22 protein-coding genes are annotated in these 18,991 nt (G+C 69.6%); 3 read left to right on the top strand and 19 right to left on the bottom strand.

The genetic code is table 11. From position 1 onward, the window contains the following. Window positions 1–163: 163 nt before the first annotated feature. From C438_RS19465 to C438_RS01685, 5 genes are all read right to left on the bottom strand, one after another. The gene (locus tag C438_RS19465; RefSeq protein ID WP_160166858.1) at window positions 164–310 is read right to left on the bottom strand and encodes a hypothetical protein; all 147 of its coding nucleotides are present in this window, start codon (window positions 308–310) and stop codon (window positions 164–166) included. A gap of 114 nt (window positions 311–424) precedes the next feature. Beyond that, the gene (locus C438_RS01700; protein WP_004967506.1) at window positions 425–736 is read right to left on the bottom strand and encodes a ferredoxin family protein; all 312 of its coding nucleotides are present in this window, start codon (window positions 734–736) and stop codon (window positions 425–427) included. Beyond that, entirely contained in the window at window positions 733–2,106 is a 1,374-nt protein-coding gene (locus tag C438_RS01695) for an FAD-dependent oxidoreductase (protein ID WP_004967505.1), read from the bottom strand. The genes C438_RS01700 and C438_RS01695 overlap by 4 nt, the downstream gene beginning before the upstream one ends. Next, window positions 2,103–3,134, bottom strand: a complete 1,032-nt coding sequence (locus tag C438_RS01690) for an electron transfer flavoprotein subunit alpha/FixB family protein (RefSeq protein WP_004967504.1) — start codon at window positions 3,132–3,134, stop codon at window positions 2,103–2,105. Before C438_RS01690 ends, C438_RS01695 begins: the two co-directional genes overlap by 4 nt. Next, window positions 3,135–3,914: an electron transfer flavoprotein subunit beta/FixA family protein gene (locus tag C438_RS01685; protein ID WP_004967503.1), complete on the bottom strand. Its 780-nt coding sequence runs from the start codon at window positions 3,912–3,914 to the stop codon at window positions 3,135–3,137. It lies immediately after the preceding gene. A 144-nt stretch (window positions 3,915–4,058) separates the two neighbouring features. Between C438_RS01685 and C438_RS01680 the strand changes: the two genes are divergently transcribed. Further along, window positions 4,059–4,670, top strand: coding sequence for a universal stress protein (locus C438_RS01680; protein ID WP_004967502.1), 612 nt, complete (start codon window positions 4,059–4,061; stop codon window positions 4,668–4,670). 19 nt (window positions 4,671–4,689) lie between these two features. Here the strand turns inward: C438_RS01680 and pepF are convergent, their stop codons facing one another. After that, complete coding sequence (gene pepF, locus C438_RS01675; protein ID WP_004967501.1) at window positions 4,690–6,489, bottom strand: oligoendopeptidase F; 1,800 nt, start codon at window positions 6,487–6,489, stop codon at window positions 4,690–4,692. An 84-nt stretch (window positions 6,490–6,573) separates the two neighbouring features. Then, window positions 6,574–6,729 (bottom strand): DUF7563 family protein, encoded by a 156-nt coding sequence (locus C438_RS20285; RefSeq protein WP_004967500.1) that lies wholly within the window; start codon window positions 6,727–6,729, stop codon window positions 6,574–6,576. A 146-nt stretch (window positions 6,730–6,875) separates the two neighbouring features. Between C438_RS20285 and C438_RS01670 the strand changes: the two genes are divergently transcribed. Then, window positions 6,876–8,213 carry a M28 family metallopeptidase gene (locus tag C438_RS01670; RefSeq protein ID WP_004967499.1) on the top strand — a complete coding sequence of 446 codons (1,338 nt, stop codon included), beginning with the start codon at window positions 6,876–6,878 and terminating at the stop codon, window positions 8,211–8,213. A 6-nt stretch (window positions 8,214–8,219) separates the two neighbouring features. Here C438_RS01670 and C438_RS01665 read toward each other — a convergent pair whose 3' ends face one another. The 10 genes from C438_RS01665 to C438_RS01620 form a co-directional block, all read right to left on the bottom strand. After that, window positions 8,220–8,543 (bottom strand): hypothetical protein, encoded by a 324-nt coding sequence (locus tag C438_RS01665; RefSeq protein WP_004967498.1) that lies wholly within the window; start codon window positions 8,541–8,543, stop codon window positions 8,220–8,222. 81 nt (window positions 8,544–8,624) lie between these two features. Next, window positions 8,625–9,272 carry an HAD family hydrolase gene (locus C438_RS01660; RefSeq protein ID WP_004967497.1) on the bottom strand — a complete coding sequence of 216 codons (648 nt, stop codon included), beginning with the start codon at window positions 9,270–9,272 and terminating at the stop codon, window positions 8,625–8,627. Between the two features lie 132 nt (window positions 9,273–9,404). Further along, window positions 9,405–10,235 (bottom strand): tRNA pseudouridine(38-40) synthase TruA, encoded by an 831-nt coding sequence (truA, locus tag C438_RS01655; RefSeq protein ID WP_004967496.1) that lies wholly within the window; start codon window positions 10,233–10,235, stop codon window positions 9,405–9,407. 110 nt (window positions 10,236–10,345) lie between these two features. Beyond that, the gene (locus C438_RS01650; RefSeq protein ID WP_004967495.1) at window positions 10,346–10,813 is read right to left on the bottom strand and encodes a universal stress protein; all 468 of its coding nucleotides are present in this window, start codon (window positions 10,811–10,813) and stop codon (window positions 10,346–10,348) included. A gap of 120 nt (window positions 10,814–10,933) precedes the next feature. After that, window positions 10,934–12,229, bottom strand: a complete 1,296-nt coding sequence (gene hisS, locus C438_RS01645; protein WP_004967494.1) for a histidine--tRNA ligase — start codon at window positions 12,227–12,229, stop codon at window positions 10,934–10,936. A gap of 54 nt (window positions 12,230–12,283) precedes the next feature. Then, window positions 12,284–13,189, bottom strand: coding sequence for an EamA family transporter (locus C438_RS01640; RefSeq protein WP_004967493.1), 906 nt, complete (start codon window positions 13,187–13,189; stop codon window positions 12,284–12,286). A gap of 116 nt (window positions 13,190–13,305) precedes the next feature. Further along, complete coding sequence (locus C438_RS01635) at window positions 13,306–13,896, bottom strand: DUF7411 family protein (protein ID WP_004967492.1); 591 nt, start codon at window positions 13,894–13,896, stop codon at window positions 13,306–13,308. Window positions 13,897–13,899: 3 nt separating this feature from the next. Beyond that, window positions 13,900–14,262 carry a DNA-binding protein gene (locus C438_RS01630; protein WP_004063030.1) on the bottom strand — a complete coding sequence of 121 codons (363 nt, stop codon included), beginning with the start codon at window positions 14,260–14,262 and terminating at the stop codon, window positions 13,900–13,902. A 105-nt stretch (window positions 14,263–14,367) separates the two neighbouring features. Beyond that, window positions 14,368–14,823, bottom strand: a complete 456-nt coding sequence (locus tag C438_RS01625; RefSeq protein ID WP_004041740.1) for a 30S ribosomal protein S19e — start codon at window positions 14,821–14,823, stop codon at window positions 14,368–14,370. 114 nt (window positions 14,824–14,937) lie between these two features. Beyond that, window positions 14,938–15,966, bottom strand: a complete 1,029-nt coding sequence (locus C438_RS01620) for a lysylphosphatidylglycerol synthase transmembrane domain-containing protein (protein WP_004967491.1) — start codon at window positions 15,964–15,966, stop codon at window positions 14,938–14,940. A 189-nt stretch (window positions 15,967–16,155) separates the two neighbouring features. Between C438_RS01620 and thiL the strand changes: the two genes are divergently transcribed. Continuing rightward, entirely contained in the window at window positions 16,156–17,049 is an 894-nt protein-coding gene (thiL, locus tag C438_RS01615; protein ID WP_004967490.1) for a thiamine-phosphate kinase, read from the top strand. Between the two features lie 59 nt (window positions 17,050–17,108). Here thiL and C438_RS01610 read toward each other — a convergent pair whose 3' ends face one another. After that, window positions 17,109–17,303, bottom strand: coding sequence for a hypothetical protein (locus C438_RS01610; RefSeq protein ID WP_004967489.1), 195 nt, complete (start codon window positions 17,301–17,303; stop codon window positions 17,109–17,111). A 199-nt stretch (window positions 17,304–17,502) separates the two neighbouring features. Then, window positions 17,503–18,642 carry a site-2 protease family protein gene (locus C438_RS01605; protein WP_004967488.1) on the bottom strand — a complete coding sequence of 380 codons (1,140 nt, stop codon included), beginning with the start codon at window positions 18,640–18,642 and terminating at the stop codon, window positions 17,503–17,505. Between the last annotated feature and the right edge of the window lie 349 nt (window positions 18,643–18,991).

The raw sequence follows: 18,991 nt of genomic DNA, 5'->3' as shown, positions 1-18,991 counted from the left end.
AGTCGCGCACAGCGGAGCGAGCACGTCTGGGCTCGGTTCAAGTCCCTCCCAGCCCGTTTCTGCGACGAAGTTCGTGCGGAGTGACACGGCTCCACAGGAGCCACATCGCGAATCGAACGGCGTGAGCGACAGCGCGCGCCGTCGTTCTCGCGAAAACGAGCAGTCAATCGTCGCTCTGTACGAGTTCGGTCAACAGACACCGCACTTCGGCTTCGATGGGCGGTGAGACCGTCAGTAACTCGTAGAACGCCCCGTTCTTGCGAAAGCCGAGCACCACTTCGTCAACGTCGGTCTGCTCCCCCAGATTCATTCGGAAACACTCGTCTGACATCAGTCACGTCCCCGAGAATATATTGGCTTCCGAACTATATCTTCGTTTGGGCATAGAGGCTCTCAAAAACCCGAAACAGGGGGATTAGGTTTTTCAACCCTGCTTGAACACGACGCCGCCGCCGGTCTTCGGGTAGCTCCACTCGACGTTGTCGTACGGACAGCCGTAGCGGCAGGTCCCGCACTCCAGACAGTTCTCGTAGGCGATAGACGGCACGCCGTCGCCGTCGGGGTCGACCGTCCACACCGCCGCGGGACAGACCGACGTACACTCGTTTGTGGTGCAGTCGGCGCAGACGTCCGGGTTCTCGACGCCGAGGTGTGACTCGCCGGCGTCGCGGTACTTGACCGTGTACAGACGGTCTTCGATGCTCACGTCGGGGACGTGGGGTTGTGCGGTGCTCATGATAACATCCTCCGGAAGCGCCAGGCGCGTTTCGCCGCGCCGAACCAGCCGCCCGCGGCGGCGACGAGGTGGTCGCGGGCCGCGCCCGTGTGTTCGTCTTTCGACGCGCGGTCCATCTTGAAGTACTCCGTCTCGGCGCTGGCCAGCGCGCGCGGCAGGTCCTCGAAGAGGAACTGCCGGTCGGCCGCGATGGTCCGCTGGAACCAGTCGTAGTGCCGGAGGTTCTCGACCACGAACGACTGGTCGAGGTCCCGCGCGTAGGCGGCGAGCGCCTCGGCGTCGCTCCGGCCGTCCGCCAGCGCGGCCGCGATGGCCTTCCCGGCGTGGTAGCCGCTCTCGACGGCCATGTTCGTCCCTTCGAGGTGGACGCCGCTGTTCAGCACGAGGCCGGCGGCGTCGCCGACGACGACCGCCCCGTCGTGGACGAGGTCGGGCATCGCGCGAGCGCCGCCCTCGGGGACGACGTGGGCGCTGTACTCGATGCGGCGGCCGCCGCGGACGAGCGGGGCGACCGCGGGGTGCGACTCGAAGGCGTCGAGCGTCGCCTCGGGCGTCTGGCCGGCCGCGGCGTCTTCGACGCGGTAGACGACCCCGACGCTCACGGAGCGCTTGTTCGTGTAGACGAAGCCGCCGCCGACGGCCTCGCCGACGGCTCCCTCGCCGAAGTACTGGTAGGCCGCGCCGGCGTCGCCGTCGAGGCGGAAGCGGTCGTCGATGGTGTCGCGGTCGAGTTTGAACACCTCTTTGACCGACACCGCGACCGCATCGCGCTCGGGGCGCTCCTTGAGCTCTGCGCCCTCGCTCACGAGCGAGTTCGCCCCCTCCGCGAGCACGACGACCGGGGCGTGAATCTCCCCGTCCGGGCGGTCCGTCGTCACGCCGACGACAGCGCCGCCGTCGCGGAGGAGGCCCGTGACCGTCGTCTCGGTGACGAGCGTCACGCCGGCCTCGACCGCCTGCTTCGCGAACCACTCGTCGAACCGCCGTCTGAGGACGGTGTAGGAGTCGTTGTGGGGCTCGTCGCGCCACGCGCCGGGCCGCATCGAAATCGCGGTCTCGTCGCCGTCCGACGAGAGTATCGAGAAGCGCTTCTCGGCGACGTAGCGTTCGAGCGGCGCGCCGTCGATATCGACCAACTCCCGAATCGTCGGCGTGTAGAGCACGCCGCCGAAGACGTTCTTCGTCCCCGGCGCGGGGCCGCGTTCGAGCATCAGCACGTCGAGGCCGTCGCGGGCCATCGTCAGCGCCGCGGCAGTGCCAGCCAGCCCGGCACCGACGACGACGGCGTCGAACGCGTCGTCGTAGCTCGGCGTCTCGGTCCGGAGGGTCGGGCGTTGCAGGCCACCGGCCGTGGTCGCCTCGCGGCTCATGCCGCCACCTCCTGTTTCTCGCGAACCATCGCAGTCAGCGCGGGAAGCACCTCGTGGAGGTCGCCGACGATGCCGTAGTCGGCGTGTTCGAAGATGGGCGCGTTGGGGTCGGTGTTGACGGCGACGACCACGTCGCTCCCGTTCATCCCCTCGAGGTGCTGGACGGCACCCGAGATGCCCGCGGCGATGTAGAGCTGTGGCCGAACGGTCTTGCCCGTTTGGCCGACCTGCCGCGCGGGTTCGACCCAGCCCTCCTCGACGGCGGCGCGGGTGGCGGCGACCTCGCCGCCGAGCGCCTCCGCGAGTTCGACGAGCGGCGTCACGTCGCCCTCACAGCCCGCGCCGCCGGCGACGATGACGTCCGCGTCGGTGATGTCGACGACGCCGCCGACGACCCGTTCGAGGACGGTCGAGAGCGTGTCTTCCTCGGCGACGACGACCTCGACCGATTCGACGGCGTCGGCCGCGTTCTCGGTCGGTTCGGCGGGTTCGCCGGCGTCGAACACGCCGGCGCGGACCGTCGCCATCTGCGGGCGGTGGGCGGGGCACTTGATTGTCGCCATGGCGCTCCCGCCGAACGTCGGTCTGCTCGCGAGGAGGAGTCCCTCCTCGTCGACGGCGAGTTCGGTGCAGTCGGCCGTGAGGCCGGCGTGGGCGGGCACGGCGACCCGACCGGCGAAGTCGCGGCCGGTGTGGGTGCCGCCGATGAGGACGATGCTCGGCTTGCGCGCCTCGACGAGCGCGCGGAACTGCTCGCCGTAGGGGTCGGCGCGGTACGGTTCGAACACCGGGTCGTCGGCGAGGAGCGCGCGGTCGGCCCCGCGGGCCACCGCCTCCTCGGCGAGATGGGCGACGCCGTCGCCCACGACGAGCGCGACGAGCGACTCGCCCGTCTCGTCGGCGAGTTCGCGGCCCTTCGCGAGGAGTTCCCACGACACCGGCGCGGCCTCACCCTCGTGCTGTTCGACGAACACCCAGACGTCCCGGTAGTCGGCCACGTCGATTCCCGGCCCGCTCGCGGCGCTCATCTAGAGCACCTCCGCGAGGTGGTCGTAGAGCGCTTCGACGCTGTCGACGCGCGTCCGCTCGCGTTCGACCGGCGAGGCGGTGTCCATCCCGCCGACCTTCGTCGGCGAGTTGACGAGGCCGACCCGGTCTTCGATTCCGAGGTCGGCGGCGGTCCACTGGACGGGTTCGAACTCGGTCTCGGCGAATATCTTCCGGTGTAAGCCGGCGGGTCGCGGGTCGTTCGCGCCGAACACCATCGCGACGACGACCGGAAGCGCGGTGGCGACGCGCTCGTAGCCGCCCTCCACATCTCGCGTGCCGACGAGGACGCCCTCGTCGGGTCTGGGGTCGAGCGACTCGGTGTAGGTGAGTTGCGCCCAGCCGTTGTGGGCGGCGATGCCCGGCGGCACCTGTCCGGTCGAGGAGTCCGTGCTCTCCTCGCCGCAGATGACCACGTCGGCGTCGAGTTCTTCGGCCGCCCGCGCGAGCGCGAGGCTCGTGGGCCACGTGTCGCTCCCGCCGAACGCCCGGTCGGTGAGCAGGACGCCGCCGTCCGCGCCCGCGGCGACGGCCGCCTGTAAGACGGCGCTGGCCGGCGGCGGTCCCATCGTGACCGCGGTCACGGTCCCGCCGACGGCGTCGCGGAGCGCGAGCGCGGACTCGACGGCGTTGTGGTCGGGCTTGTTCAGCACCGCCGGCGCGTCGGAGCGGTTCAACGTCCCCGTATCGGGGTCAATCGTGACGTCGTCCGCATCGGGAACCTGCTTGACGCAGACGACGATGTTCCATCCGTCATTCATAATTTGACGACGCCGTCGTGTGCGGCGCGTACCGAACATAGCACGCTCTGCGCTACATACCGACCCGGTCGTTCTCGAAATATAAGAACCGAATACCCGATATTACTCCGTACCCCGCGTACTCTGGCTCAGGAGGGCCAACAAATGTACACTAACATCCTCGTTCCCGTCGACACCAGTCCGGAGTCAATGAACGCGGCGAGTCACGCGATTCGCCTCGCGGACGCCGTCGGCGCGTCGGTTCACGCGCTGTACGTCACTCGACCGCCCGTGGACACCGACGACGACGGCGAACGCTCGCAGTCGCGGAGCGAACGCGCCTTCGCCGACGTGGTCGAACGCGCCGAAGAACGCGGCGTCGACATCGAGACGAGCATCCTCGTCGGCGACCCCGCGGCGTCAATCGCCGACTTCGCCAACACGCACCGCGCCGACCTCATCGTGATGGGGACCCACGGCCGCGAGGGCGTCGACCGACTGGTGAACGGGAGCGTCGCCGAGCGCGTCGGCCGCCTCGCCAGCGTCCCGGTGACGACGATTCGGCTCCGCGACGGCGAGCAGTCCGTCCGGTCGCCGCTCGACGCACAGCGCATCGCGCGCGAAAAGCTCGCCCACGCCGGCCACGACGACGCCGTCATCGAAGCGCCGTCTCAACAGCGGTCCGCGTGGGTCGTCCACGCCGCCGACGACCGCGGCGAGTACAACGTCCACATCAACAGCGCGTCCGGGCAGGCCAAACTCGTGCAGGTCGGCTGAGCCCGCACCGCTTTTTCCCTTATTCGAGGTCGAGGAGCGTCGCGGCCTCGTCGAGGAACTCGGCGTACACCGACATCGCGTCCTCGATGGGCTCGGGTTCGGTCATGTCGACGCCGGCGGTTTGGAGCACGTCGAGGGGGTATTCGCTCCCGCCGAGCGCGAGCGCCTCGCGGTAGTCCGCCGCGGCCGACTCGCCCTCCTCGCGGATGCGCTCGACGATGGCCGCCGCCGCGGAGATACCCGTCGCGTACTGGTAGACGTAATAGTTGTAGTAGAAGTGCGGGATGCGCATCCACTCGCGGGCGATGCGGTCGTCGGTCGCCGCGGGCTCGTAGTACGCCGCCTTCAGGTCCCCGTACATCTCGTCGAACCGGTCGGGCGTGAGCGCGCCGTCGTTCTCGACGACCTCGTGAATCTGGAGTTCGAAGTCGGCGAACATCGTCTGGCGGAACAGCGTCGAGCGGAACCGTTCGAGGTACTCGTCGAGGACGTGCGTCCGGAGCTCGTCGTCGTCGACGTTCTCCAAGAGGTACTCCGTCAGGAGCGTCTCGTTGACCGTGGAGGCGACCTCGGCGGTGAAGATGTCGTAGCTCGCGTCGTGCCACGGCTGGGCGTCGTTGGCGAGTTCGGAGTGCATCGAGTGGCCCAGCTCGTGGGCGAGCGTGAACATCGAGGCGGCGTCGTCCTGGTAGTTCATCATGATGAACGGCTGGGTGTCGTAGGTGCCCGCGGAGTACGCCCCGGAGCGCTTGCCGCGGTTCTCGTACACGTCGACCCAGCGGTCGTCGAGCCCCTCGGCCATCCGCTCCTGATAGGCCTCGCCGAGCGGTTCGACGGCCTCGACGATGTACTCTTTCGCCTGCTCGTACGGGATTTCGGGGCCGTGGTCGCCGGTGAGCGAGACGTACAGGTCCCACATCTGGAGTTCGTCCGCGCCGATGGCCTCCCGCTTCAACTCGGCGTGGCGGTGGAGGTGGCCGAGGTTGTCGCGGACGGTATCGAGTAAGTTGTCGTACACCTCGACGGGGACGTTGGGGCCGTCGAGCGCGGCCTCGCGGGCGGCGTCGTAGTCGCGGATGCGCGCGGTCTTCACGTCCTTCTTGACGCTGTTTTTCAGCGAGGTGCCGACGGCGTTGCGCACGTCGGCCCAGCGGTCGTAGAACTCCTCGTGGACGGTCCGGCGGAACTCGCGGTCGGGGTGTTTCTGAAGCTTCGTGAAGTTGCCCTGCGTGATTTCGACCGACGTGCCGTCGGGCTTTTCGACGGTCGGGAACTCTAAGTCGGCGTTGGCGAGCATCGAGTAGATGTCGCTGGACGCGCCGGTCACGTCCGAGAGGTCGGCGAGGACCTCCTCGACCTCCGCGGAGCGGGTGTGTTCCTTCGTTCGGAGCACGTCGTCGAAGTAGTGCTCGTAGGCCGCCAGCTCGGATTCCTCCTCGACGAACTCGTCGACGCCGTCGCGGCCGAGCTCCTGCAGTTCGGGGTCCAGATAGCTGACCGCGCTCCGGGCCCTCGACGCCAGCGCCTCCGCGCGGCCGGCCTGCGCCTGGTACTCCTGATTCCGCGTGTCCTGACTGCTACGGAGGTTCGCGTAGGAGACGACCATCGACACCTCGCGGAGCACCTCCTCCATCGTCTCGAAGAGTTCGAGGAGCGTCTCGGGGTCCTCGGTGGCGCGGCCCTCGTAGCTCGCCAGTTCGGGGACGCGCTCTGCGACGTCCTCGTACGCCGCCTCCCACTCGTCGTCGGACGCGTAGATGCTGTCGAGGTCCCACTTGTACTCCTCGTCGATGTCGCTCCGCTCGGGAACCGAACTCATGTCGGCTACTTTGACGCGCGCGCGGCTGGTAAGCCTTATCAATCGAAGGGCGGTGCGGGGTCGAAGCGGACGGCCGCGACGCGGTTAGTGTCGGGTCGCCCTCGCCTCTCGGACCTGCGAACCGTCCCGGACCAAGTCCTCGCAGTGCGGGCAGACGCGGGGGTCGTCCATGCCCTCCGGGGCGAACACCCTGACGTAACCTTCCGTGACGAAAGAATTGCAGTTCTGACATGTCGGCATGGCGGTCGTTCGTACCACGTCAACTGAGTTAGATGTTGTGGGCGATTTTCGGCATCCGACACCGACTCCGGCCCCGACCGCGGAGGGCTCGCTCGGCGGGGTCCGGCGGTGCAAACCACTTTGACTGGCGGGCGTGTTCATGCCCCATGGACGACCTCTCCCCCGCGGTCCGCGAGGCGTTCGCCCGGACGTGGGTCGACGACCGCCCGTGGGCGTTCCTCACCGACTTGACCGCCATCGGCGACCGGATGGCCGGCGGGCCGGGCGACCGCCGCGCGAGGGCGCTCGTCGCCGACGCCTTCACCGACGCGGGCGTCGAGCGCGTCGAGTTCGACCCCTTCGAGATGGCCCGCTGGACCCGCGGCGACACGACGCTCGACCTCACCGCGCCCGACGAGCGGCGCTTCGAGGCCGTCGCGCTCCCGTACGCCCCGCCGGCGACCGTCTCCGGCCCGCTGGTCGACGTCGGCTACGGCACGCCGAGCGAAATCGACGCGGCCGACGTGGACGGCGCGCTCGCCGTCGCCAGCGCGACCACCCCCGCCGGCGGCCGGTTCGTCCACCGGATGGAGAAGTTCAACTACGCAATCGACTCCGGCGCGGTCGGCTTCGTCTTCGTCAACCACGTCCCCGGGCAACTCCCGCCGACCGGGGCGCTCCGCTACGACGAGGAGGCCGCCGCCCCCGCGGTCGGCGTGAGCGCCGAAACCGGGTCGTGGCTGACCGACTACGCGGCCCGCGGCGGCGAGGCGACCCTCTCGGTCGACGCCGAGACGACCCCCGGCGAGAGCCGGAACGTCGAGGGTCGCGTCGGCCCCGACACCGACCGCGAACTCCTCCTGTGCGCCCACTTCGACGCCCACGACATCGCCGAGGGTGCGCTCGACAACGGCTGTGGCATCGCGGTCGTCGTCACCGCGGCGCGACTGCTCGCCGAGATGGACCTCGACCTCGGGGTGCGCGTCGTCGGCGTCGGAGCCGAGGAACTCGGGCTGACCGGCTCCGAACACCTCGCCGACCGCCTCGACCTCGACCGCGTCGCCGCCGTCGTCAACGTCGACGGCGCGGGGCGGTTCCGCGACCTCGTCGCCCACAGCCACACCTCCGAGGCGACCGCCGCGGTGGCGACCCGCGTCGGCGACGAGACGCGCCACCCGGTCGATATCGAACCCGAACCGCACCCGTTCAGCGACCAATGGCCGTTCGTCCGCGCCGGCGTCCCGGCGCTCCAGCTCAGGAGCGAAAGCGGCGAGCGCGGCCGCGGCTGGGGCCACACCCACGCCGACACCCGCGACAAGGTCGACGACAGGAACGTCCGCGAACACGGGATGCTGACTGCACTCGTCGTCCGCGAACTCGCCGCGGCCGCCGCCGACGGGGAGGTTCCCCGACTCGACGACGACGAACTCGCCGCGGCGTTCCGCGACGCCGACTTCGAGACGGGGATGAAGGCGGCGGGCATCTGGCCCGACGGCTGGGAGTAGCGCCGGTCAGCCGTCTTCGGCGGGGTCGGGGCCGTCGCCGCCGTCCCCGCCCGAGTCGTCGCGCTCGATTTCCTCGCCGTCGCCGACTTCGACCGTCAGGTCCGCCGCTTCGAGCGCGCTTTCGGTCGCGGCCTCGACGACCATTCCGGCCCCGATGACGACGTAGAACATCCCGTAGACGAACGTCGGCACGGCCACGAGGAGATAGAGCGCGAGGCCGGCGATGCCCGTCGTGCCGGCGAGGAAGCCGCCGACGGCGTTGCCGACGCCGACGATAAACAGGCCGAAGACGATGCGGAGGGTGGCGTCCCACGCGGCGGACCGGTCCATGCGTGAGCCGACGGCGAGCCGCGTGATGTGTCTACTGGTCGATACGCGGCGCGGGGTCGCGGGAAGTCACTCCCCCGCGCGTCAGCACACCGCGAGCAGTTCGTCGAGCGAGTCGAGTTCGTAGGTCGGTTCGGCGGCCAACTCGTAGCCCTCGCGGTGGGGCCGGCGGATGAACGCCGAGTCGATGCCGGCGCGGTCGGCCGCGACCACGTCGACGTTGCTGTCGCCGACGTAGAGCGCCGAGTCGACGCCGAGTTCGCCCATGGCGCGCTCGATGTAGTGCGGGTCCGGCTTCTTCACCCGCGCGCCCTCGACGGTCGGGTCGCGGCCGTAGGCCACCTCGAAGCGGTCGCCGATGTCGAACACGTCGAGGATGTGCTCGATGGTCGCGTGTTGGTTGTTGCTCACGACCGCCAGCGGGTGGTCGATGTCGTCGAGGGCTGTCACGTCGTCGTACAGCGGTTTCGTCCCGTCTTCGAGACACGCCCGCTGGGTCGCCGCGGCGTGGGTCTCGTGGCGCGACCAGAAGTCGTCGACCGGCACGTCGTGGACCGAACAGATGCGGCGCAGGCGCGTGAGGCCGCCGTTGATGACGCCGTCGACCGTCTCGGTCGTCGGCTCCACGTCGAACTCGGCGAACGCCCGCCTGACCGCCTCCCGCTGGACTTCGAGGAGTGTCGGCTTCGTCAGCACGCCGTCGTTGTCGAAGATGACAGCGTCGTAGCACATGGTCGAACCGTTCGCGCCCGACTCACGATAACGTTGCTATGTGCGACCCAAACCGCTCCGGAGAGCTATTGACTCCTCGCGCGTCCGTCAACTGCGGTCTTCGCCGTCGCCGACGGTGCGGTCGCCCGCCTCTCACTCGCTGGAGTCGCCCGCCTCTCGCCGGACGCCGTCGCGGATGCGCGAGCCGACGCGCCAGCCGATGCGGTCCGCGAGGGCCTGCTCGCCGAAAGCCGCGGCGGCGCTCTCGGCGGCCATCGAGTCCACGTCGAACTCGATTCCCGGGTAGTCAACCGCCGTGAGAAGTAGGGGGGTCGGCGGCGCGGGCGGGACGCCCTCGGGGCCGTCGAGGTGGTCGGGACCGAGCACGTCGTCCACCTTCGACGGCGGGGCCGCGCCCGACCCGACGGCGCGGACGAGCGAGACGAGCCGGCGGACGAGTTCGCGGGCGAAGCCGCCGGCCTCGACGCGCACGAGGAGGAAGTCGCCGTCGCGGGTCAGGTCGCCGTCGATGGCTCGGACGGTCCCGTGGTCGTCGGGGGTGAGGTTGTGGAAGTCGTGTTCGCCGCGGCAGGCGTCGAAGGCGGCGCTCGCCCGGTCGTCGTCGAAGCCGTCGCTCGGGGCGTGGAGGTCGTAGACGTACTCGCGGCGGGTCGGCCGGTGCCGGGCGTGGAAGTCGTCGGGCGCGTCGGCGGCGGCCCACGCCCGCACCGTCCCCGGAAGCTCCGAGTTCAGCGCCCGCGGCGTACACCAGTCGGGGCAGTCGAAGGCGACGGTCTGGGCGAGCGCGGAGACGCCCGCGTCGGTCCGCCCGGCGGCGGCGTAGTCGGTCGGCTCCTCGTCGTCGTCGCAGACGCCGAGCGCGCGGCAGGCGTCGAAGAAGGCGTCCTCGACGGTCGGCACGTCCGGCTGTCGCTGAAACCCGTGGTACGGGCGTCCGTCGTAGGCGACGCGGAAAGCGCGCATGCCGGGTGATTTTCCGGCGGACTACTTAACCGACGCCACCCGGTTCGGCGGCTCCGGTTGGCCCGCGACTCCACGCCGTCGGCCCGTGACTCCACGCCGTCGCCCCGCGACTACGCGTCCGCGTCCAGTGACTGCTCGTCTTCGACCGGCGAGTCCTCGCTTCGGACCGAGAGCACCGGCACGTCGGCCAGTCGGAGCACGCGCTCGGTGACGCTCCCGAGCAGGTAGCGCTCGATGCCCCGGCGGCCGTGGGTGCCCATCACGATGAGGTCGGCGTCGACCTCGTCCGCGTACCGGAGAATCGCCCGGTGCGGCGAGCCGTGTTCGACGGCCGTGACCACCTCGATGCCGTCCGCCTCGGCCGCCTCGACGGCCTCGGAGACGATGCGCTCGCCTTCCGCCTCGTAGGCGCGGACGAGGCCGCCGGCGTCGAGTTGGGTCGCGTGGAGGGCGCGCTCGTCGACGACGTACAGGGCGTAGAGCGTCGCGTCCGTCGTCGCGGCGAGGTCGAGAGCGCGGTCGAGCGCCTCGTCGGCGGGGCCGCTACCGTCCAGCGGGACGAGAATCCTGTCGTACATGTCACTCGCCTGTACGACGGGCGGGGACAAAAGGGCGCGCGCCGGTATCGGGCCGCGGGAATCGCGGGGCGAGTCGGTCGGCGCGAGGGTCGGGTCTGCCGGCGTGACCCGCGGGCCGGCCTACTCGTAGTCCTCGTACGTCGGCGCGTCGCGCTCGCCGGGGAAGTCGTCGACGGGGACGGTGGTCTGGTCGCCGCTCGCCATGTCCTTGACCGTCACCTCGCCGTTTTCGAGGTCGCGCTCGCCGACGATGACGACCGTGTCGGCGTTGACGGAGTCGGCGTAGGACATCTGCGCGCCGAAGCTCCGGTCGGAGACGTCGACCTCGACAACGTTGCCCGCCGCGCGCAGGTCGCGGGCGATGTCTGAGGCGACGCCGCGGGTGTCGCCGACGGTGAGGAGGTAGTAGTCGGTCGCCAGCTCTTCCTCGGGCCAGACGCCGGCGCGCTGACAGAGCAGTTGGAGCGTCGCGTTGCCGATGCCGACGCCGACGGCGGGGGTGGGCTGGCCGCCGAACGACTCGATGAGGTCGTCGTAGCGGCCGCCGCCGAACGTCGCCCGCGACACGTCGCCCGTGGAGTCGAAGCACTCGAAGACGACGCCGGTGTAGTAGTCCAGCCCGCGGGCGGTCGTCAGCGACACCTCGCAGAACTCGCCCGCGCCGAAGTCGTCGGCGGCGGCGAGGACGTTTCGGAGGTTCTCGACCGCGGCCGCGACGTTGTCGCCGCCGAACTCGGCGATTTCGTCGAGGTCGCCGCGCTCGATGAGGTCGGCGAACTCGCCGGCTTGGTCGTACGAGAGTCCGGCGTCCGAAAGCAGGCCGAGGTACTCCTCGCGTTCGACCTTCTCGGACTTGTCGACGGCGCGGACCGCGTCGGCGACGTCCACGTCGGCGTCGAACGACCGGAGCAGGCCGCCGAGGATGTCGCGGTGGGAGACGCGGAACTCGAAGTCGTCGGCCGTGAGACCGAGGTCGGTCAGCGCGTCGGCGCAGAAGGCCAGAATCTCGGCGTCGGCCTCCGGCTCCGAGGAGCCGAAGATGTCGGCGTTGGTCTGGTAGAACTCGCGGAAGCGACCCTGCTGGACCTGCTCGTAGCGCCAGAAGGGCCGGGTCGAGACCCACTTGATGGGCTTCGACAGCGCCTGTTGCTTGGCGACGACCATCCGGGCGACCGTCGGCGTCAGCTCGGGCGTGAGGGTGACCTCGCGGCCGCCTTTGTCCTCGAAGGCGTACAGCTCCTCGACGATTTCCTCGCCGGACTTGTCGACGTACATCTGGGTCCGTTCGAGGTGGGGCGTCCCGATTTCGCGGAAGCCGTAGCGGGCGGCGGCGGTCTCGACGGCGTCGACGACCTCGCGCCGGGCCGACATCTCGCCGGGGTAGAAGTCACGAAATCCCTTGAGTCGGTCGTACATGCGCGTTGGTTGGCGAAGGTCGCGCTTGAAACCTGTTGTTCGGGGCGAGGGCGACTACCCGACGAGCGACCGGAGCGCCGCCACGTCGCCGAGCGCGATGAGCGAGACGCCGACGACCGCGAGGACGGCGGCGGCGAGGCGCGTGCCGAACCGGGCCTCCCGGAGGACGACGCCTCCGAGGACGACGGCGACGATGGCCTGCATGTTGACGATGGGCGAGGCGATGCTCGCCGGCACCAGCCCGAAGGCGGTCGACGTGACGTGTTCGCCGACGGCGACGAGCGCGCCCGCCGCGGCGAACTTCGGGAGGTCGCCGCGGACCCCCGGCCAGTTGCGGACCGCGACGGGCAGGACGGCGAGCGCCGCGCCGACGAAAAGCACCGGGACGAACACGCTCGTCGGGATGCCGAGTTCCTGCAGTGCGACGCGTTTCCCCACGTCGCTGACGGCGTAACAGGCCGCGCTGGCGAGCGCGAGCTGGGCGGGCCGCGACCGGACCGCGCGCCGAAGCGGGTCGAGGAACGCCCCGCCCTCGTAGTTCGCGACGTAGACGGCGACGGTGGCGACCGCGACGCCGAGGACCTGAATCCCCGTCAGGAACTGGTTCAGAAACAGGATTTCGATGGGGAGGACGAACACCGGGACGAGCTTGTTGATGGGCGCGACGTAGGAGACGTCGCCGGCGTCGAGGGCGTCGACGAACAGGATGAGCGCGACGCCGACGAGGGCGGCCGTGCCGGCGACGATTCCCACGCCCGTCGCGCCGAGTTCGGCCAGCGAGGGGACGGCCTGCGGGTCGTACGTCATCGCCGTGACCGGGAGGTACAGGACGACTGCGAAGGCGTTGACGACGACCGTGAGAACCGCCCCGGAGTAGCCCGGGAAGTACCGCTTCAGGGCGAAGATGTAGACGCCCCAGACGAACGCGGCGAGGACGGAGTAGGCGATGCCGGGGTCCATGACTCACCCGGCGCGCGGTGGCGTGAAAAACGACGCGGTACGAGCCGGAGCGGCGGGTCGGCCGGGGCGGCGCGGGGTGGCCGAGACAGGGCGGCGTCCGAACGCTGGGGCCGCCCTCAGCGCCGGCCGTGGACGTAGCTCTGGACGTGGTCCGGGAACACCTCGTCGACCGCCGCCCGCCCGTGTTCGGCGGCGATGAGGTGGCGGAGTTCGCCCTCGTAGTCGGCCTTCGGAATCTCCTCGGAGGGGCCGGTTTCGACGTCGAGATGCGACGCCACGAGGCGGTCGACCGCGCCGCGGCCGAACCCCGAAAGCGGCGAGAGGTAGTCGACGCCGTGGCGGTCTTCGAGGCTCTGGGCCTGCGCCCGCGAGATAGAGGGGACGCGGTCGTCGCGGCGGGTGCCGTCGGCGACGGCGTCGAAGTCGAGGCCGCAGACCGCTTCGAGGGCGTGTTCGTGGACGCGCTGGATGCCGCCGCGCGGGTAGCCGTCTTCGACCATACGGGCGGTCGCCGCCGCCGCGACCTCGCGGTCGAGTTCCAGCGTCTCGAAGGCGTAGCCGAGTTCGGCCGCCGCGTCGCGGGCGTGCGTCCAGTCCTCCGTGACCCCGAAGTGGACGGTCACGAGCGTCACGTCGTAGAAGGCGTCGAGAAGCAGTGCGGCCAGCGAGGAGTCCTTGCCGCCGCTGTAGAGGAGCGCGAGTTCCACGTGTTACCGGCGGCGGATGTTGAAGCTCTTCGACTCGGGCTGCAGCTCCTTCAGGAGCGCCTTCATCTTGTCGTCGTCGATGCGGCCCTGGATGCGCCCGCTCTGGGCGAGGGCGACGATTTGGCGCTCGACCTGCTCCGCGAAGTCCGGCTTGGACATCTGCACCGCGTTGAGGCGCTGGCGGGCCTCGTCGGTCAGGTGCTGTTTGAGAAGCGCCTGTTTCTGCTGTTCGGCGCGCTGTTGGGCGGCCTCCTCGGCCTGCTGTTGCTCCGCGGAGCCCTGCCCGCCGCCCTGCTGTTCCTGGAGTTCCTGCATCTTCTTCTTTCGAAGCTCCTCCAGTCGCTCATCGTCGGGACTGCCACTCATACCCTAGCGCACGGTCCGATGTCTGAAAACCATTACGGACCCGTATACCGACGGCTCTGGGGGAATCGGCGGTCGAAGAAGAACTCTCGGTGTGTGTCGGCGGCTCTACGCGTAGCGTTCGAGTTCCGGACGGTCGAGGTCGGAGAGCACGTCGGACGCGGCGTTGTCGAGGAAGCTCGTCCCCTCGGCGGTGATGCGGCGACCCTCGCCCTTGGCGGTCTCGACGAGGCCCTCCTCTTCGAGCTGTTGGAGGAGCGTGCGGATGATGTTCTTACTGCCGGCGTCGCTGTGCGCACCGGAGACGCTGTAGCGGTTGGAACCGCGCTTGAGGCCGCCGTACTCGGTCGAGAGGCGGTCGACGCCGACGGGGCCGTTCATGGCGACCTTGCGGAGCAGGCTCGCGCCGCGGACGTACCAGAAGTCGTCCTGCTGGGGCGGGAGCTCGCGGGTCTGGCCGCTCTTCGCGAAGGCCATCCAGTCGGGTTGCTCGATACGGTCCTCGAGTCGTCCGGCGACCTCTTCGATGAGGGCGTCCGCCGGGACGTCATAGATGGTTACCATGGCTATTGGTTCATAATCGCGGCGTTTAAAGGCATCGTATTCGCCCGATACGGGCGGTTGGAGGCTCCTGCGCCCCGCCCGGCGTGCACCGGGGTGACAGCCCGTATCGCGCCGTCAGGACCGCCACCCGCGCGCGCTCTCCGTGCCCATCACGAGGCCGCCGAGGACGACGGGCACCCAGTAGATGAACCCGCGGAAGACGACGACGCCCGCGGTCGCCACGTCGAACGAGACGGCGGAGCTCGCGGCGGCGACGAGGATGGCGAGCGTCCACTCGATGCCGCCCGCGCCGCCGGGAAGCGGCGTCACGCCGGCGATGGCCCCGATGGGGACGACGAACAGCGCGATGGAGAAGGCGATGGGCGCGCCGATGGCGTGGAACGCCACCCAGAGCGCGACCATCTGGCAGAACCACCCGGCACCCGACAGGCCGAGGGCGACCGCCAGTCCCCGCGGGTTTCGCCCGACGCGCTCGATAGAGCGGAAAAAGCCGTTGATGCGGCGCTCGATGCCGTCGTTCGACGGCACCGACGCCCGCGGGACGTACCGCGAGACGGTTCGGATGACCGGCGTCAGGACGCCGATGAGCCGGTGTTCGAGGTCGTAGCGGCGTTTCCACGCGACGTAGACGGCCGCCGGCACGCCGACGGCGAGGCCGACGACGGCGACGAGCGCGATTTCGAGGTTGCGGCCGAGCGTCACCTCCGTGGCGTAGTAGCCCGCGCCGATGAGCGCGATGGTGATGGAGGGGACGAAGTTGACGGTGTCGACGCTGGCGATGGCCGCCAGCCCGGTCTCGTACTCGGTGTCGGCGCTCCGGGAGATGAGAAGCGCGGTCACGGGCTCGCCGCCCGCCTGCCCGAACGGGGTGATGTTGTTCGAGAACGTCGCGCCCGTGAAGATGAGAAACGAGCGGACGAGCGAGACGTCCACGCCGAGCACGCCGAGGACGGTCTTCAGCGACGCCCCCCACGCGACGAGCCAGACCAGCGTGATGGCGAGGATGGCGACCAGATAGGTCGGCTCGGCCATCGTCACCCGGTCGATGAGCTCGTCCACGCCCGCGAAGTAGAACAGGACGGCGAAGACGACGACCGCCGCTGCGAAACCGAGCACCGTCGCGCGGAGGTTCTCGCGGGCCATTTGCTGGGGATGCGTCTACGACGGGCATTAAGTCACCGGATTCGACGGCCGACAAACAGGTCTGTCGCGGACGCCGCCACCGACGCCGTCGCCGACGCTGTCGCGGTCCCGCACCTCGTCGTCCGAACCCGTGACGCCACTCAACGGCGGATAGATGGACATTTCCGCGTCGCCCGACACGTCCGAGGCATGGACGAGCGCGCCGCCCTCAGACTGCTCGCCGCGGACCTCCCCGGTGCCGGCGACGACGCCGCCGTCGTGGACGACCTCGTCGTCACGACCGACATGCTCCACGAGACGACGGACTTCCCCGCGGGGACGACCCGCTACACCGCCGGCTGGCGGGCCGTCGGCGCGTCGCTGTCGGACGTGGCCGCGATGGGCGCGAGCGCCACCTGCGCCGTCGCCGCCTACGCCGCCGTCGAACTCGACGAGACGGAACTCGGCGACTTCGTCCGGGGCGCGCGGGACGTCTGCGAGGCGGTCGGCGCGGAGTACGTCGGCGGCGACCTCGACACCCACCGGGAGTTCACGACGGCGACGACGGCCATCGGCCGCACCGACGACCCGGTTCGCCGCTCGGGCGCGGCCCCGGGCGACCTGCTCTGCGTCACGGGCGACCTCGGTCGCTCCGCCGCCGCCGTCCGCCTGTTCGAGGCGGGCGAGACCGACCGCGCGAACGACCTCTTTCGGTTCACGCCTCGCGTCGAAGCCGGCGTCGCCCTCCGCGGGTCGGCCACGGCGATGATGGACTCCAGCGACGGCCTCGCCCGCTCGGTCCACCAGCTCGCGGAGGCCAGCGACTGCGGCTTCGACCTCGACTTCGACGCGCTCCCGGTCCACGACGCGGTCGGCGAGGTGGCGACCGATTCCGACGACAGGCGCGACCTCGCGGCGTTCTTCGGCGAGGACTTCGAACTCGTGTTCACGCTTCCCGAGTCGGCGCTTGACGCCGCCCGCGATGCGACCGACGTGTCGCTCACGGTGGTCGGGAAGGTCGTCGAGGAATCCACAGAGGCCGCCGTCGTCGCCGACGGCGAGGCCGTTCCGGACCGCGGCTACACCCACGGCGGCGACGAATAGCTGACGCCGTTGGCAGCTCCGGTCATCATCCGGTCATCGAAGCCCCGGACATAGCCGCACTAACTACCAGTCAGTCGGACCACGGTGTCTGCGATAACGTACGATGGAGCGACGACCATCACCGCGAGGGAGACAATCTGCGCGAGGCTACCGAATATGCTCGCTGGGAACGTGAGGTCGGAGAAATCGCTCGTCAGCGTTACCATCGCCAACAGGAATAACCCGACGACGTGGTAGAGTTCGTTTCTCTCCATAGGCGACGTTAAAACTGTCTGTTGAAATACATTATGTCCGATTCGACCCCGAACTCACGGCGGTCTCACCCGGCCGATAGCCAAGAACGGGTGGCGATTTGTGGCAGTCTCAGCTACCCATCCAACACATCACACCCGTCCTATTGAGCGGTTTCACGGCCCGAGTAACCCGCTGATTGCGCCAGCGCCCGCTCGCGCCCTATCCCGGAATGACCTGAATCGGCACGAGGAGGAAACACGCCGCGCCGAGGGCGAACGTAAAGAGGCCGACGGCCATTCGGCCCGTTCCGAGCGGCGTCTCGTCTATCGGTTTCGCCGGGCCGTTGTAGGCGATGAACGTCGACATCAGGCCCCAGAAGAACCACAGGCCGACGGACTGGTTGAGTCCGAGGCCGCGGACGTAGTGGAGGTAGCCGGCGATGCCGAACAGGACGAGCGGGACGGCCGCCGCGAGCGACTCCTGTCGCTCGCCGAGCATCGCCCGGACCATGTGGCCGCCGTCGAGTTGGCCGACGGGGAGCAGGTTGAGGACGGTGAAGAACATCCCGACCCAGCCGCCGATGACGACGGGGTGGACGACGGTCCGGGGGTCGGCGTACTCCGTCGGCCGGCCGAGGACGGCCGCGATGGCGTCGAGGAGCGGCGGGTTGTTGAACACGATCATGTCTCCGGACCGGGCGAGGACCTCGCTCGGGACGGTCATCGGTTCGAGAGAGAGGCCGATGACCGTGACAACGACCGTCGCCAAGAGGCCGGCCAGCGGGCCGGCGACGCCGATATCGAACAGCGTCTTTCGGTCGGGCATCTGCCCGCGCATGCGGATGATGGCACCGAGCGTGCCGAACGGGAAGATAAACGGGATGAGGTAGGGAAGCGAGACGTTGACGCCGTGGTATCGTCCGACCGCGTAGTGGCCGAGCTCGTGGACCGAGAGGACGCCGAGGACCGCGGCGGTGAAGGGCCACGCCCGAAGCAACACGAGCGGGTTCGCGGTGATGTCGGACAGGGGGATGTAGTACCACGCGTACGCGCCGACGAACAGCGTCGAGAAGACCGTCAGCGCGAACAGCGTGATGTTCTTCCACGGGATTCCCTCGACGCCCTGCGAGGCCGGCTCGACGATGACTACGTCGGTCTCTCCGAGCCCAGACACCTGCGCTTCCACGTCGTAGCCGGCCCCCCGGAACGCCGACCAGATTTCGCGGACGAGCATCTGCTCGGGGACGAGCGACTCGCCGTAGTAGATTCGACGGCGACCGTCTGACCGCACCTCGTGAACGTCGAAGACGGCGCGAAGCGCCTCCACCGGCGGTCCGTCCGCCGATTCGGACTGTTCCATCGCCGTTGGGTAGGGGGGCGACGTGCATAAATCCCGTGACGGGACCCGAACCGGCCGGCGACGGCGGCGCGGGAGGCGGTCGCTCGGGCGTCTGCGTCGAAGTCAAAAAGCGAAGCGCCGCGGAACCGTGCGGGCGTCGCCGCGGAACGGGTGGGCCGTCACCGGGGATGTGTGGTGGAGGCCGTTCCGGCGGGAGGCGGGGGCGTGCGGGGAGTTCGGCTCTCTGCGCCGTGGGGAGGGCGTCGGTTCGTCGGCGTCACGAACCGAGCGGGGCTCTCGGGCGGCCGAGTCGCGTCTCGGCGTGGGGTCCGAGCGGGCTCGGCGGGGCTGTCGTGGGGTCGCGTTCAGT

The sequence above is a fragment of the Haloferax denitrificans ATCC 35960 genome, assembly GCF_000337795.1.
Taxonomy (GTDB): domain Archaea; phylum Halobacteriota; class Halobacteria; order Halobacteriales; family Haloferacaceae; genus Haloferax; species Haloferax denitrificans.
This window is presented reverse-complemented; position numbering and strand designations above follow the sequence as displayed.